This is a genomic window from Pseudomonas phytophila, from assembly GCF_025643095.1.
GTDB classification, from domain to species: domain Bacteria; phylum Pseudomonadota; class Gammaproteobacteria; order Pseudomonadales; family Pseudomonadaceae; genus Aquipseudomonas; species Aquipseudomonas quasicaspiana.
This window is the reverse complement of the sequence record NZ_CP081201.1, coordinates 6,332,293-6,347,500: the sequence shown is the minus strand read 5'-3', so window position 1 is coordinate 6,347,500 and position 15,208 is coordinate 6,332,293. Positions and strand designations below refer to the sequence as shown.

Sequence of the window (15,208 nt, the reverse complement as noted above, 5' to 3'; positions counted from 1 at the left end):
GGTAGAGGAGCGTTCTGTAAGCCTGTGAAGGTGAGTTGAGAAGCTTGCTGGAGGTATCAGAAGTGCGAATGCTGACATGAGTAACGACAATGGGTGTGAAAAACACCCACGCCGAAAGACCAAGGTTTCCTGCGCAACGTTAATCGACGCAGGGTTAGTCGGTCCCTAAGGCGAGGCTGAAAAGCGTAGTCGATGGAAAACAGGTTAATATTCCTGTACTTCTGGTTATTGCGATGGAGGGACGGAGAAGGCTAGGCCAGCTTGGCGTTGGTTGTCCAAGTTTAAGGTGGTAGGCTGAGATCTTAGGTAAATCCGGGATCTTAAGGCCGAGAGCTGATGACGAGTGTTCTTTTAGAACACGAAGTGGTTGATGCCATGCTTCCAAGAAAAGCTTCTAAGCTTCAGGTAACCAGGAACCGTACCCCAAACCGACACAGGTGGTTGGGTAGAGAATACCAAGGCGCTTGAGAGAACTCGGGTGAAGGAACTAGGCAAAATGGCACCGTAACTTCGGGAGAAGGTGCGCCGGTGGAGGTGAAGCATTTACTGCGTAAGCCCCTGCCGGTCGAAGATACCAGGCCGCTGCGACTGTTTATTAAAAACACAGCACTCTGCAAACACGAAAGTGGACGTATAGGGTGTGACGCCTGCCCGGTGCCGGAAGGTTAATTGATGGGGTTAGCTAACGCGAAGCTCTTGATCGAAGCCCCGGTAAACGGCGGCCGTAACTATAACGGTCCTAAGGTAGCGAAATTCCTTGTCGGGTAAGTTCCGACCTGCACGAATGGCGTAACGATGGCGGCGCTGTCTCCACCCGAGACTCAGTGAAATTGAAATCGCTGTGAAGATGCAGTGTATCCGCGGCTAGACGGAAAGACCCCGTGAACCTTTACTATAGCTTTGCACTGGACTTTGAATTTGCTTGTGTAGGATAGGTGGGAGGCTTTGAAGCGTGGACGCCAGTCTGCGTGGAGCCAACCTTGAAATACCACCCTGGCAACTTTGAGGTTCTAACTCAGGTCCGTTATCCGGATCGAGGACAGTGTATGGTGGGTAGTTTGACTGGGGCGGTCTCCTCCTAAAGAGTAACGGAGGAGTACGAAGGTGCGCTCAGACCGGTCGGAAATCGGTCGTAGAGTATAAAGGCAAAAGCGCGCTTGACTGCGAGACAGACACGTCGAGCAGGTACGAAAGTAGGTCTTAGTGATCCGGTGGTTCTGTATGGAAGGGCCATCGCTCAACGGATAAAAGGTACTCCGGGGATAACAGGCTGATACCGCCCAAGAGTTCATATCGACGGCGGTGTTTGGCACCTCGATGTCGGCTCATCACATCCTGGGGCTGAAGCCGGTCCCAAGGGTATGGCTGTTCGCCATTTAAAGTGGTACGCGAGCTGGGTTTAGAACGTCGTGAGACAGTTCGGTCCCTATCTGCCGTGGACGTTTGAGATTTGAGAGGGGCTGCTCCTAGTACGAGAGGACCGGAGTGGACGAACCTCTGGTGTTCCGGTTGTCACGCCAGTGGCATTGCCGGGTAGCTATGTTCGGAAAAGATAACCGCTGAAAGCATCTAAGCGGGAAACTTGCCTCAAGATGAGATCTCACTGGAACCTTGAGTTCCCTGAAGGGCCGTCGAAGACTACGACGTTGATAGGTGGGGTGTGTAAGCGCTGTGAGGCGTTGAGCTAACCCATACTAATTGCCCGTGAGGCTTGACCATATAACACCCAAGCAATTTGCGACATGCCTTGATCAATGAAGGCAGGGCCAGATTGCGGTGACTGTGAAGACGACACGAACCGAAAGTTTGTTCGCACACTGAACCTGAGCTATCACATACCCATTCGCTGGCACGTAACCCGCAAGGGCCAACGCACCGGCAACCGAATTTCTTGACGACCATAGAGCATTGGAACCACCTGATCCCATCCCGAACTCAGTAGTGAAACGATGTATCGCCGATGGTAGTGTGGGGTTTCCCCATGTGAGAGTAGGTCATCGTCAAGATTAAATTCCAGAACCCCTGATCGCTTACGCGTTCAGGGGTTTTGTTTTAGTAGAAGCCATAGAATTTCGCCGGTGCGTTACTTCAGTGACGAACCAGCTACAGAATTTCTTGACGACCATAGAGCATTGGAACCACCTGATCCCATCCCGAACTCAGTAGTGAAACGATGTATCGCCGATGGTAGTGTGGGGTTTCCCCATGTGAGAGTAGGTCATCGTCAAGATTAAATTCCGAAACCCCCGATCGCTAACGCGATCGGGGGTTTTGTTTTTAAGGTCTTTTAAAAGCAGACTAATCAGCTGAATAGCTTACGTACGTTATTCATGACGTCGTCAGCAATCGGGATAAGGGAGGGCGAGTGTCGCTAGCTGATGCGGGTTTTTGCTTTACGTGCTGGCAATGGCTGAGCGTTTGCCTGGTTACGTAAATATTGAGTGACGGCTTTCACGCCTCGGTTGAGGTGCAGCTGCAGGGCTTGCACGGTTTCATCTACATTTCCGTCCCTGGCAAGGTTGAGTAATTCCCAGTGGTCGTCCTGAGCCAGCTTGCCTAGGCCCATGGCTTCCAGATTGAAGCGCAGAAAGCGCTCTTCCTCGTTCAATCCTTGCTCGACCGCTGCCATCAACCGCTTGTTGGAAACCTTTGCGTAGAGTGCCATATGGAACATACGGTTAAGCCTGCCGATCTCGGCGTAGTCGGTTTCGACTTCAAGCGCCTCAATACAACGCTGGGCCAAGGCCAGGTCTTCGGCGTCGAGTAGCGGGACCGACAGGCGAATCGCTTCGGACTCAAGCAGGATTCGCAGCGCGTAAGCATCAACCGCATCTTCGCCAATCAAAGGGGCCACAACGCCTCCCTTGTGCAGCTCGACGGTTAGCAATGACTGGGCTTCGAGTTGGCGTAGTGCTTCGCGCACAGGCATTCGACTCACACCAAACAGCGTGGCGAGCTCTTGCTGACGCAGTGCGGTTCCGGCCGGTAAACGACCATCCAGAATGGCGCTTCGCAGTTTTTCCTCGATCACTGCCCTGGCTAAATGCGCAGGCGGGTGTTCATCGCCTATGATCGCGCGCAATAGGCTTTCTCTAGCGGTGTTGGGCATCGAGACTTATCTTCATGAGTGCTGTTATTGGATCCAAATGACCCTAGGTCCTGCTCTATAGGTTGTCAAACCGTCAGCATGTAAGTCAGCGATCCGTGGTGATGACTGCCGTTCTTCTGCGTGCGCTCATAAAGCATAGCGTGCCGCCAGCCATCGTCAGTCCGGCCAAGACATAAAACATCGTCGCGGGCGGTGTGTTGATCAGCAGATAGCCGCAAATTACCGGGCTCAGTGCACCGCCGAAGGCAGCCAGGTTCTGCGCGCCGTAATAACTGCCACGCAAAGCCTCGGGCGCTATTGTATCGACGAATAAATATTCGGCGGGATATATGATCATTTCCCCTAGCGTGAAAATAAACATCGCGATGCACCATGTCAGCATGTTGTTCGAGAAACTGAAACCGATCAGGCCAAACACGAACAGTCCGATACCGACACAAATCCACCCGGCGAGCTTCTCACGCTTGAGCCACCGGCCAATCTGATACTGCAGCAGGATTACGGTAACCGCGTTACAGGCCAGCACGGCAGACAGAATGTGCAACGCATCTTTCTGCGCATGAGTCACCAGCAGAAACTGTGACAGGTACAGCGTGAAGCGTCCGTGAACGATGGTGCTGAGCAGGCTGCCGCAGGTGAACAGAATCAGAGTGCGGTCGTTTTTCAGGATACGGAGCGTGTTGATGAAGCTTTGGGGTTTAACAGTGTCGGCAGGTTTTACTGGAGCAATTCCGACCATCAGAAACACGCTGCCCAAGGCAATCGCTCCGGCAATCAGAAACGGCGCAAGCGGTAAGTATCCAGCGATGAGCACTCCCAGCATCGGCCCGGTCGCATAGCCAATGTTGGTCAACGTGTAGCGCAGTGAGAACACCTTGGCGCGCAGGCCGATGGGCAGATTCTCGCTGATGATTGCTTTCGAACCGATGAGAAATAACGCCGACGCGGCTTCGGTGATCACCAATGTCAGCGTGGTCAGGTAAACGTTATGGGCAAAGGTCAGCAAGGTGAAACCGATAGCGCTTGAAAGCATCGCCACGATCAGCAGCCTGCGTTTGTCCAGACGGTCGATGATGTACCCGCCATAGAGCCCGAGCAGCGTGGCGAGAAACACTGCAATCCCCATCAGCAGACCGACATCTTGCTGATTCAGGCCTAATCGATTACTCAGAAACAGCGTCAGCAAGGGGCTGGTGATCGCACGGCTGACAACGATGGTCAGCGAGCAGATCAGCAGGCGACGGATGACAAGGGAATACGTGGCCACGCGGTGTGTAGGTCCTGAAGGAATAATGCCCGGCAAGCTTATAGCCAAACCGGGCTGGCGTCAGTGGCGGCGACTATCATGCTCGTGGGAACGGCTTAGCCGGGAAAGCGTAGCGTGGCCATCCTTAGATTCATTTATCCGCATGCTTGTACGACGCGATCTAAATGACCCGCGTGCAGCCCCATCGTCCTTAGCGGGCAGGTTCAGCGACACTAGCTGGTAACGTAAGCCCTAACCTTTCATCCCCGGCAGTCCCCAGTTCTGCAAGGGGAAGTCAGCCAGCGACTTCAGGATCAGGTCCGCATGCTCATATTGCTCCAACGGCATGTGCGAATCGGGCACCGCAACCGCGTACATCCCGGCCGCTTTGGCAGCGGTCACGCCGAAAGGCGAGTCTTCGAAGACCAGGCAATCAGCAGGTGCGATGCCCAGGCGGCGAGCGGCGACCAGGAAAATATCCGGCGCGGGTTTGGCTGCGCCCACTTCCGGATCATCCGCCGTCACCACCGTCTCGAACAATTCGAACCATGCGCGGTGCATCTGGATTTTAGCTTTGAAGTAGTGGACTGATGAGCTGGTGCCCACGGCGATGGGAATATTGTTTTCCGCCAGATGCCGCACCAAGGCTTCAGCCCCGTGCATCGCGGGTGCTTTCGGGAAGCGCTCATCCAGCATCGGCGCGCGAATTTCAAGGAACTCATCAACGGAAAGCGGCAGCTCCAGCGCCTCAATCACGTAACGCGCGAAATCCTGCGCGCCGCGGCCAATCGTATGCTGCTTGACGGCCCAGTCAAATGTGCGGCCATACCGGCTGGCGATCAGATGGGTGACTTCGGTGTAGACCCCTTCGGTGTCCAGCAACAAGCCGTCCATGTCGAAAATCACGGCCTTGATCGGGCCTCGCTCACTTTGCTGTTCAGTCATCGTCTCGGATCCTGTTATTTCAAACCGGGCTCCAGCCTAACGTCTGGAGCAAGACGATTGCTACCCCATAACTGAATGAAGGCAGTTTGCAACCAAACGGCCGAATCGCTGCCCAACAGCGGTAGAAAAGGATCATTCATACACACAAAAGAGCGACAACGCTGGGCCACTGGAAGGGCGCGATGATAATCTCTCGCCACTTTTCGCCCTTGCGTTGTGCTGCTTTGGTTGGCCTGGAATCAGGCTGCCGAAAAACCGGCAGAGGGTTCAGGGAAGAATTTTTCCAATTACCAGAAACGGATCTCTTCGAGTCAAAACATGAATAAATCAGTAGGCATCGCAGCTGGCGTTATCGTTGTCGTGGGAGCGCTGGCCACCGCCGGAGCTTGGTACACGGGTACCCGAATCGAAGGTGTACTGCGTGATTCGATTGAGCAGGGCAACCAGGAACTGGTGAAATCCCTCAAAGGTTCCGGCAGCGCTATCACGCTGGAAATGCTGTCGATTGATCGGCACCTGTTCAGCAGCACCGCACACTACCGTGTACGCATTCACGACGAGAACCTCACCACTGAGGATAAAAACGCCGAGTTCCTGTTCGTCGACAACATCGAACACGGTCCGCTGCCTTTTTCTCGTTTGAAGAGCTTCAAGCTGCTGCCTGTCATGGCGCAGAGCAATTTTGAAATGGAACAAAGCCCCAGTGCTGCCAAGTGGTTTGCCATGAGCAAGGGCGTGAGCCCGGTTACCGGCCACGCCAGCATCGGCTATGACCGCTCTACCAGTGGCGCGCTGCTGTTGACGCCGCTGGAACTGAAGGACACGGACGGTACGTTCACCTTCTCGGGTCTTCGACTGGATACTGAAGCCAGCGCTGATGCCGAAAAAATCAAAGTGCTTGGCAAGATGGATAACTTTCAGCTGAACGTCACCTCGCCAGAAGGTGATGTCGCGCTGGGTGCCAAAGGATTAACCCTGGACATGGGCGGCACCAAGGGCAAATCCGGCTTCTATCTGGGCCATAACACTTTGAAAGTCGATAACCTCGTGGGGCAGATTGCGGGGCTTGCACCCGTTGCGGTCAAGGACTTGACCGGTACCAGTCTGATTCAGGAAGAGGGCGGTACTCTTGCTGGTCAGGCGAGCTACAACCTCGGCATGATCAGCTACGACGGCAAGGACGTGGGCGCTTTGCAGTCGGCGTTTAAATTCAGCAACTTTGATGTTGCCGCGTCAAAAGCGATGTACGACCTGTATCAAACAAAAATCATGCCGCAACAACAGGCTGCTTACGCTGCCGGTGAACTGTTTGTACCGCAACTCAGCCCAGCGGATCAGCAGTTGATGGATGCGCAAATCATCAAACTGCTAGCCGCCAAGCCACATGTCGAGCTTGAAAAACTTGCCCTCAAAACGGCCAATGGTGAAAGTCACCTGCGTGTTGCTGTGGATTTGACCGACACCGGGACCGAACAGCCATCGCCTGAGCGTTACCGTAACGCCATTGCTCAGATGGAAGCGCGACTGGTTCTGTCCAAACCAATGATCGGCGACCTGGCGGCCCTGCAAGCAAATCTCGCCGGGCAAACCGATCCAGCTGCAATTGCTGAACAGGCCAAAGCCGCTGGCGATATGGTGGGTGCCATGGCAGTCATGATGCAAATGGCCAAGGTCGATGGCGATAACATCGTCTCAAACATGCAGTACGCCAATAACATCGTTGATTTCAACGGCCAGAAGATGCCCCCGGCTCAATTTATGGCTCTTATCATGAGCAAGGTAATGGGGATGGAGATGGCACAGCCTCCTACAGAGTAAGCATTTTGTAGGCGTTGCTCGCGATAGAGTCAGGCCAGAGGGTAGTTCTCAACAGGTTGACCGTCATCGCGAGCAAGCTCACTCCTTCATGGCTCTATGTTCGCTGCGATACCGCTCGGTGTAAGGCTCACCGAGACGGTTCCTGCAGTCTCCGCTTCAGTACCGCTACTGCGTCAGTCCCACCAATGTGTCCGCCAGCTTGCGGGTACGCTGTGATGTTCCTGCAGTCATCTCGCTCGAGCCCTCCAGCTCAGCCAGTAAGTCGTTCAACGTTCCCACTTCTGAAGACTGCTGTTCGATGTGCTGCGCTAACTTGCGGATCTCGTCGGCGAGGCGATCAATGTCGGTGCCTATCTCGCTGGCATTCTGCGATGTCTTTTGAGCCAGTTGACGAACTTCGTCGGCAACTACAGCAAAGCCTCTTCCCATTTCCCCTGCTCGCGCGGCCTCGATTGCTGCGTTGAGTGCTAGCAGATTGGTTTGCCCTGCGATTTGCTGAATCATCTGCACAATGGACTGAATTTTCAGGCTCGATTTGGCCAGCTCACGGGAGCTGAGTACCACTTCGTCAGCTTGACTCGTAAGGTTTTTGACGGTGTGACTGGCTCTGTCCATGGCCTTTTCCTGAGTGGAAATGGTCTGGCCCAGTTCGTCCATTGATACGTGCAACTCGCCGGAATAGTGCCGCAGCTGGGTTGAGATTTCCTCTTGGTCGTGATGCGCCTTGACCAGCACATCACCCAGGTCGCTCAAGCCATTGAACACTGGCTGTATATGTTCATCCAGGCCATTGGCATCAATTGCACTTTTGAAGTTGCGGACCTTGAACTGGTCGATCTGCTTGACGACCACCTGACTCAAGCCCGCGAGCTTCTTGATCTGTCGACGCAGGAAAAACGCCTTGAACTCACCGTAGTAGGCAATGAAGTTATCAATGTAATCGTCGCGAAAGACCTGATTGTCCGCGACCCGAAAGAAGAACACGGCGGTCAGTGTCTGGTTGAGATTCAAGCCGAGGATTTCCCCAAAGGTTGAGAAACCCACCACGGGAGTATCGCCAAACACACCAGTCATGCGGCTCAATTCGTTGCCGTTGTTCAGGCGTCGCAGGATGCAGTCGCTTAGCAGGCCAACCAATGGCTTGCCTGACTTGCCCTGCAGGAAGCGCGCAAAATCCTTGCGCGTAGCATCCACCATGGAGGTACGCCGAACCATGACCAACTCTTCGCCTGGCGCAACGTCGCAGAACAGATGCACCCGCTCGTTTGCGTAGTCGATTTGCGCGATGGAACGAACGAACAACTCTTCCCCTACACGTATGGCGAATGAGTATTGGGCAAGCTGCGCTTCCAGTTGGCCCGGTTCGCACTTGAGGATTTCGCACAGTGCCGACACCATGCTGGTGATCTGGCCGCTGGAGGTCACCACCTGGCTGATGTAACGCTCTTCCAGAGAGGCTGTCAGTACGCTCATGCTGAATGGAGTTGGCTCAAAGTTCTGGCTTTTGAATACTCCAAAACGCACGTTTTTGGCGCTTTTGAGAAACACCACCTGGGCGTGATTCACATAACTGCGTTTGCCATCATGAATGGCTGTGGTTTTGAAGTCGCCTTTGCCGCCTGCGGAGCCCCCGACGAACAGGCACGGAAAGCGGCCTGACTCATACAACGCTTCCATGAAGAACGATTCAGAAGCCGATAACCCGTCAAAGGTGACGTATGCGAGCGTGTCGCGATGGTCGATAGGCGTATTGATCGTCGTGCGCTTGATCGAGTCCGTCAGCCGCGCAATACGTTCGCGCATGGACATGCGCTTGCCAGGCGTGCGGATGTCTTCGCTGTGCAGGGGGATGTGCACTATCTCAGCTGACTGAATAACGCTCGAGTCAAACAGGGCCAGCACTACGCGATCCCACTGATCTCCGGTTGCGCAATAGAGCGCGTCATTCTTTGAAGACAACTCGCCAGAGGTGGTGCACAAGCTGATGGCCGTGTTGGGAAAGCGCGCGCTGATGCTACGGGCAATTTGATCGATATCGATATGCGGCGAAACGAATCCCGTTAGGTAAACAGGCTCGAAACTCACGGAGGCAAGTTGCTCACTCAGGCTTCTGGCCGAAGTGATCAGGTTCAGAACACCGCCGGATCTGGCAGGTGTGCCCCGGAGTCTGGCAAAAAGGCTCATGGCAGAAAACTCAAGATTTAAAGGACGAAACTGGTCTCGGGACATCGGCGCTGTATCGATTCAGCGTAGGGTTACACTGCATTGTTTTTTTGTATCGACGCGCATGGTGACGTCATGGGGCTGACGGCCGTTTCCAGACAGACACAGACATGGCGTTTTGCCTTAACGTTCCCAAGGAAACGATAGCTTGCTTCGGGGGTTATGCTGGTTTACCCGACGAACCTCACCTGCTGGCAGACAAGGTCCGTAGCGCGGGCTCTAGACCGGCGGTTGGCGGGGAATGTCGACCGGCGTTTCGTGCGCGTCGATCTCCGGTCGTACATTGCGCGACGAAATTTCCGTGCGCAGTTGCGGCAGGCTTTGTGGATATTGCTTGGCGATGAACGCAATCAGGCGTTCGCGCATGTGGCAACGGGCATCCCAACTGCGTGACGAGTCCGCCGAACTCAGCAGCACTCGCAGTTGCATGGCTTTGGCGTTGGTGTCAGCGACTTGGAGAACGCAGACGCGACCGTCCCACAAGTGCGGGATGTCTTCACAAATACGCTGCACTTCCGCACGCAACTCTTCTACCGGCAGTGAGTAATCCACCCAGACAAACACCGAACCGATCAGGCTGGAAGTCGCACGGGTCCAGTTCTGGAACGGTTTCTCGATAAAGTATTGCAGCGGCACGACCATGCGCCGCTCGTCCCAGATTTTGATGACCACGTAAGTGCCACTGATCTCCTCCACTCGGCCCCATTCGCCCTCCACAATCACCACGTCATCGAGGCGAATGGGTTGGGAGATCGCAATTTGCAGACCCGCAATCAAGTTACCCAGCACCGGCTTGGCAGCAAAACCTGCTGCCAGCCCGGCCAGACCCGCGGATGCCAGCAAGCTGGTGCCGATTTTGGCCACGGGAGGAAAGCTCATGAGGATCAGGCCGGTACCGAACAGCAACACCAGCGCATTCAGGCAGCGCACCAGCACGCGAACCTGAGTCTGTATTCGCCGCGCATGAAGGTTGTCTTCGATATCCAGCGGATTACGGATCGCTACCGTGTCGCCCACCGCTTTGACGCATCTGAGCACCAACCAGGTAAAGCCGGCGGTGACCAACAGCCCGTTGATGTGACGCACGGTGCCAATCAGCACCAGATCGTCAGGTGCAGAGGTCCACACCGTTTGCAGGGCCAACAATGGCAGCAGCCACAAAGTCGGGCTGGCAGTGCGATAAATCAGTTGTTGTGGCAACACAAACGAGTTTGCGACACGGCGCAGCACACTGAGGGCGACCCAGCGGATCAGCAGCGCCAGTAAAACCGCAACACAGGCGGCGATCAGGGTCTTTAGCCAAGGTAGAGGCACAGCTTCCAGCCAGCTCTGGGGCAACAGGTATTCCATCGACGGTATCCCTATCAGATATGACTTTAAGCCGAGCGGACCCTCTCGGATCTGGCCCGTCGGCCTCGATGGCGATAGTTGCCTGAAAAGGTGTGAACCTCACACAGGCGCAAATGTTCCCCTGCGGTTGCATGGTTGTAGTCCAGTTTCCAGGTCGTGGCCCTCGAAATAGAGAGGTCGCAGCATGACGGCGACTTTCTGACCGGCAACAAAAAACCCGCCGAGGCGGGTTTTCTTCAAGACCATTCCAACATCCTGTCGGTAAGCCCTCCGGGCCATGGTCGATCATCCTTGATCCTGTGCGCGTCCTGCGCATCAGCTGTTGGATCCAATGTTACTCAGGAACCCGCAGGTGCAATAGGGCGAATTGCCGCCTCTTTGTGTAAGCCTTTCGCTATAGATGCTAGTCGTTCTCATTACGTCGAGGTTGAATGACTGTGATTTGAGGCGATGTCGAGCATTTGCGTAATATTTAGCAACAAACATCCTGCTGAGCCTTGAGTCAGAACGAAGCCAAGTGAACAATGCGATACCTAATCATTTCGCTGAGATTCACCGATGTCCATGCGTTCCCGTTTCCTGGCCTGGTTGATGCTGCCGTTGTTGGCGTTGTGCAGTTCCAGTCTGTTGGCAGACACCACTGATGGCGCGGCGCAAGCCCTGCATTTGCTTGATTACATTGGCGCGGATTACCCGTCGACCGTGGCTGAAAGCAAGGAGGTGGCAGAAGATGAATACCAGAAGCAGGTGGAAGCACTGGGCGTCTTGAAGGGGCTGGTTGCAGCGCTGCCTGCGCGAGCCGAACGCGCCGAACTTGAGAAAGGCGTGTCCAGCCTTTCGGAGGCGGTGGCCAAGAAGCAGGATGGCGCTCTGATCACCCGCCAGGCTCGCCAATTGGGTGCGCGGTTGGCGGTGGCGTATGAAGTGAGTCAGGCGCCGGTGATTACCCCGGATCCGACGCGAGGTGCGCCGCTCTATGCTCAGCATTGCTCGGTCTGCCATGGCGATGCTGGCGCGGGCGATGGCCCGGCTGGTATCGGTCTGGAGCCGCCGCCTTCTAATCTGCGCGACTCGGCCCGTCTGGATCGACTAAGCCTTTATGACCTTTACAACGCTGTAGGTCTGGGAATTGCCGGAACTGATATGCCAGCCTTCGCCGATCAACTGGATGAACGCCAGCGTTGGGATATTGCGACTTACATTGCGAGTTTCAGCGCGCAGCCAGTGGCGATACCCTTCAAAAACTACAACCTCGCGGACCTCGCGCGGCAAACACCTGCTGAAGTCAGCGCCGCCGAGGGTGAACAGGCGGCTGCCACTTTCCGCGCTCAACGTGCCCAGCCTCCTCAGGTTCAGCGCGGCCCTGCGCAGTTGCTCGATTACACCAGCGAGACGCTGGACAAAAGTCTGGCGGCTTATCGTGCGGGCTCGCACGAGCAGGCTTATGACTTGTCTGTCGCGGCCTATCTGGAAGGCTTCGAGCTGGTTGAAAGTTCGCTGGATAACGTCGACGCCAATGTTCGCAAAGACACCGAAAAGGCTTTGATGGCTTACCGTCAGTCTTTGCAGGACGGTTTGCCGCTGGAGCAGGCGGCGCAAAAACTGGATTTCGCCAAAGCCAAACTCAAGGAATCGGCGGGCCTGTTGGGCAGTGATGGCTTAAGCACGTCGCTGAGCTACATTTCTGGTCTGCTGATTCTGCTGCGCGAAGGCCTTGAGGCGATTCTGGTGTTGGCGGCGATCCTTGCGTTCCTGCGTAACACGGGGCAGGAGTCAGCGGTGCGCAGCGTCAATATTGGCTGGGCGCTGGCTTTGTTGGCGGGGCTCGGGACCTGGGCGCTGGCGGCTTACGTGATTGACGTCAGCGGCGCTCAACGCGAATTGCTTGAGGGCGCGACGGCGTTGTTCGCCAGCGTGATGGTCTTGTGGCTGGGTGTCTGGATGCACGACCGTCGCCATGCGGCGGCCTGGCAGGATTACATCAAGAGCAGCCTGGTGGGCGGCGGTGGACGATTCGGTTTTGCGATCCTGGCGTTCTTCTCGGTTTATCGCGAGTTGTTCGAAGTGATTCTGTTCTATGAAACCCTGTGGCTGCAGGCGGGCCCGGCTGGGCACAACGCGGTTCTGGCGGGCGGTGCCACGGCGTTGGTATTACTTATCGGCCTGGCGTGGATCATCCTGCGCGGCTCGGCCAAACTGCCGTTGACACTGTTCTTCAGTATCAACGCAGCACTGCTGTGTGCGTTGTCGGTGGTGTTTGCCGGGCATGGTGTAAAAGCCCTTCAGGAAGCCGGTATTTTCGGGACTCGTCCTGTGCCGTTCTTCGAGTTCGACTGGCTGGGGATACATGCCGATGCTTATTCGCTGAGTGCACAGCTGATAGCCTTGCTGGCGATTGCAGTGCTGTATGGCCGCAGTTGGCTGGCGGAAAAGCGCAGGGCGCAGGTAGTGTGATCTAGACTTCTGCTGCCATCGTGAAATAAACGCGGACCCTGTGGGAGCGAGGCTTGCCCGCGATAAGGCCGGACGCTATCCAAAGTGAACCGGGTCCAGCCTTATCGCGGGCAAGCCTCGCTTGTATGGTTAGACTTGAAGGGGTGGTGGGACGAACAGTTCGCATCTGACTGCTGCAACAGTACAGACCGTGGGAGACCTCGCCCCACCCCTTCCACCAAAAGCGCCGATAAAGAATGCTTCGTTCAAGCGACGATAGAAACAAGCCTGCGCCTCTGGGTGAACCCCCAACAAGTCGTCAAACCTTAGCGTGGAGAAATGCTCATGGCAATGCGTGTTTCGAAGTCAATCGTAGGCGTGGATGTCGCCAAAGTTGAGCTCGCTACCTACCAGGCAGATCCGGATCTGCTCACCTCGATAACCAACGAAAAGCCTGCCATAAAACGCTGGCTTAAAACGTTACCGAGGACCACCGCCATTGCTGTTGAAGCGACAAATGTTTATCACGTCGATCTGGTCGAGCTGGCTTACGAGTCTGGTTTCGACGTCTACATCATCGATGGTTTTCAACTCAGTAATTACCGTAAAGGTGTCGGTGGCCGTAGTAAAACAGACGCATCTGATGCCCGTCTTCTTGCCCGATTTCTGAAAAACGAAGGCGAAAATCTTCGCCCCTGGACGCCGCCCCCAGCAGTCTACGGAAAGCTGCAAAGCCTTCTGCGACGCAGGGCTTCACTGATTCAAGCCAAAACCAGCCTGACCCAGAGCTGGGCAAATGACACCAGCTTGAAGGCGTCATTTGCAGCCTTCCTCAAGTCAATCGAACGGCTGGACCTGCTGGTCAAGGCAAAGCTCAAAGATGCCTTGCGCGAAGCCGGCCTGCTGGAGCAAGTGGCCCGTTGCCAAGCGGTTGAAGGTATCGGCTTCCTGACCGCGACAGCTCTGGTCATGGCTTACAACCGAGGCGACTTCAAGAGCGGCGACTCCTACATTGCTTTTTTGGGCATGGATCTGAGAGTGACCGATTCTGGCCAAAAAAATGGCCGTAGGTTCCTAACCAAACGAGGCTGCTCGGAGATTCGCCGATTGCTGCACAACGCAGCAATGTCGGCCAGCCGATCGAGTGCCTGGAAAGAGTTTTACGACCATCATCGCAGCCGCGGAAAAGCAACCACACAGGTACTTGTGATGCTCGCTCGCAAACTCGCTCGGGTGGCGTTCGCCCTGATGAAAAATCAGAGCGAATATCAACCCAAAGGGTGGGTTATGGCTTGATCACAACCATAGAATCTCCCACAGAAATAGCGTCCCAATTCAAGTAATTTGAGTGGTGCTCAATGGGCGTGAGCTTGCTCCTCCAGAGATGTGTCCATTTTTGAACGAGGTGCACCATGCGCGTCTGGATCGATGCCGACGCTTGCCCCAAGGCAGCAAAAGAACAGGTCATCAAGTTCGCGCTCAAACGTCAGTTTGAGGTGGTGCTGGTTGCCGGGCAGAGTCAGATCAAGCCCACGTACACCCTGGTTAAACTGATCGTGGTGCCCAGCGGCCCTGACGCTGCGGACGATTATCTGGTTGAACATGCCGTGCCCGGCGAATTGGTGATTTGCAGCGATGTGCCGCTGGCCGATCGGCTGGTCAAGAAGGGCGTTGCTGCGCTGGATCCTCGCGGTAAAGAGTTCGACACGCAAAACATGGGCGACCGGCTCGCCGTGCGCAACCTGTTTACCGACCTGCGCGATCAAGGGCAGATGGGTGGTGGTCAGCCGCCTTATGGCGACCGCGAAAAACAGGCATTCGCCAACTCACTGGACCGGATTCTCACGCGGCTTACTCGCTAAGCATCCCGCTATGCAGCGCAGCCTAAAACGGTGCGTTCGTGCCTCAGAATGAATCACTCTGCACAGTCTTATGCTGCATCCTCAGTTTAAAGTGTGCAGAGTGAACATCGCTCGATATTGGCTCTGCCCGCTTTTTTTCACTTCGCAACGTTGTCCGGAAACGGCCTGGTTATTGCTCTTGCACCAGCCTGCCGTTGAATCCGAATCCCAACCTTGTCGATG

General features: G+C 55.3%; 9 protein-coding genes, 3 rRNA genes and 1 pseudogene (1 of these 13 cut by a window edge). 7 read left to right on the top strand and 6 right to left on the bottom strand.

The window, feature by feature from the left end:
- The 3 genes from K3169_RS28660 to rrf (K3169_RS28650) form a co-directional block, all read left to right on the top strand.
- Positions 1 to 1,719 (top strand): 23S ribosomal RNA (locus K3169_RS28660); it begins 1,175 nt to the left of the window's first position.
- A gap of 171 nt (positions 1,720 to 1,890) precedes the next feature.
- Positions 1,891 to 2,006 (top strand): 5S ribosomal RNA (gene rrf / locus K3169_RS28655).
- A gap of 108 nt (positions 2,007 to 2,114) precedes the next feature.
- A 5S ribosomal RNA gene (gene rrf / locus K3169_RS28650) occupies positions 2,115 to 2,230 on the top strand.
- 141 nt (positions 2,231 to 2,371) lie between these two features.
- Here rrf (K3169_RS28650) and K3169_RS28645 read toward each other — a convergent pair.
- The 3 genes from K3169_RS28645 to K3169_RS28635 all read right to left on the bottom strand — a co-directional run bounded on the left by K3169_RS28645 (position 2,372) and on the right by K3169_RS28635 (position 5,300).
- Positions 2,372 to 3,109 carry a GntR family transcriptional regulator gene (locus K3169_RS28645; RefSeq protein WP_231675397.1) on the bottom strand — a complete coding sequence of 246 codons (738 nt, stop codon included), beginning with the start codon at positions 3,107 to 3,109 and terminating at the stop codon, positions 2,372 to 2,374.
- Between the two features lie 85 nt (positions 3,110 to 3,194).
- On the bottom strand, positions 3,195 to 4,376 hold the full coding sequence (locus tag K3169_RS28640) for an MFS transporter (RefSeq protein ID WP_231675396.1): 1,182 nt from the start codon (positions 4,374 to 4,376) through the stop codon (positions 3,195 to 3,197).
- A gap of 231 nt (positions 4,377 to 4,607) precedes the next feature.
- Positions 4,608 to 5,300: an HAD-IA family hydrolase gene (locus K3169_RS28635; protein WP_099268350.1), complete on the bottom strand. Its 693-nt coding sequence runs from the start codon at positions 5,298 to 5,300 to the stop codon at positions 4,608 to 4,610.
- Positions 5,301 to 5,618: 318 nt separating this feature from the next.
- On the opposite strand from K3169_RS28635, the gene K3169_RS28630 reads away from it, so the two are divergent.
- A complete protein-coding gene (locus K3169_RS28630; RefSeq protein WP_263269233.1) occupies positions 5,619 to 7,118 on the top strand; it encodes a YdgA family protein in 1,500 nt (499 codons plus the stop codon).
- 165 nt (positions 7,119 to 7,283) lie between these two features.
- Here the strand turns inward: K3169_RS28630 and K3169_RS29945 are convergent, their stop codons facing one another.
- The 3 genes and pseudogenes from K3169_RS29945 to K3169_RS28620 form a co-directional block, all read right to left on the bottom strand.
- The gene (locus tag K3169_RS29945) at positions 7,284 to 7,733 is read right to left on the bottom strand and encodes a methyl-accepting chemotaxis protein (protein WP_406643780.1); all 450 of its coding nucleotides are present in this window, start codon (positions 7,731 to 7,733) and stop codon (positions 7,284 to 7,286) included.
- Positions 7,734 to 8,195: 462 nt separating this feature from the next.
- Positions 8,196 to 9,302: pseudogene (locus tag K3169_RS29940) on the bottom strand (FIST signal transduction protein); the annotation flags it as partial.
- 258 nt (positions 9,303 to 9,560) lie between these two features.
- Entirely contained in the window at positions 9,561 to 10,691 is a 1,131-nt protein-coding gene (locus K3169_RS28620; protein ID WP_263269231.1) for a mechanosensitive ion channel family protein, read from the bottom strand.
- Positions 10,692 to 11,249: 558 nt separating this feature from the next.
- Between K3169_RS28620 and K3169_RS28615 the strand changes: the two genes are divergently transcribed.
- From K3169_RS28615 to K3169_RS28605, 3 genes are all read left to right on the top strand, one after another.
- The gene (locus tag K3169_RS28615) at positions 11,250 to 13,145 is read left to right on the top strand and encodes a cytochrome c/FTR1 family iron permease (RefSeq protein ID WP_231675394.1); all 1,896 of its coding nucleotides are present in this window, start codon (positions 11,250 to 11,252) and stop codon (positions 13,143 to 13,145) included.
- Between the two features lie 324 nt (positions 13,146 to 13,469).
- A complete protein-coding gene (locus K3169_RS28610) occupies positions 13,470 to 14,420 on the top strand; it encodes an IS110 family transposase (RefSeq protein ID WP_263269229.1) in 951 nt (316 codons plus the stop codon).
- 116 nt (positions 14,421 to 14,536) lie between these two features.
- Entirely contained in the window at positions 14,537 to 14,986 is a 450-nt protein-coding gene (locus K3169_RS28605; protein WP_027902767.1) for a YaiI/YqxD family protein, read from the top strand.
- The last annotated feature ends 222 nt before the right edge of the window (positions 14,987 to 15,208 follow it).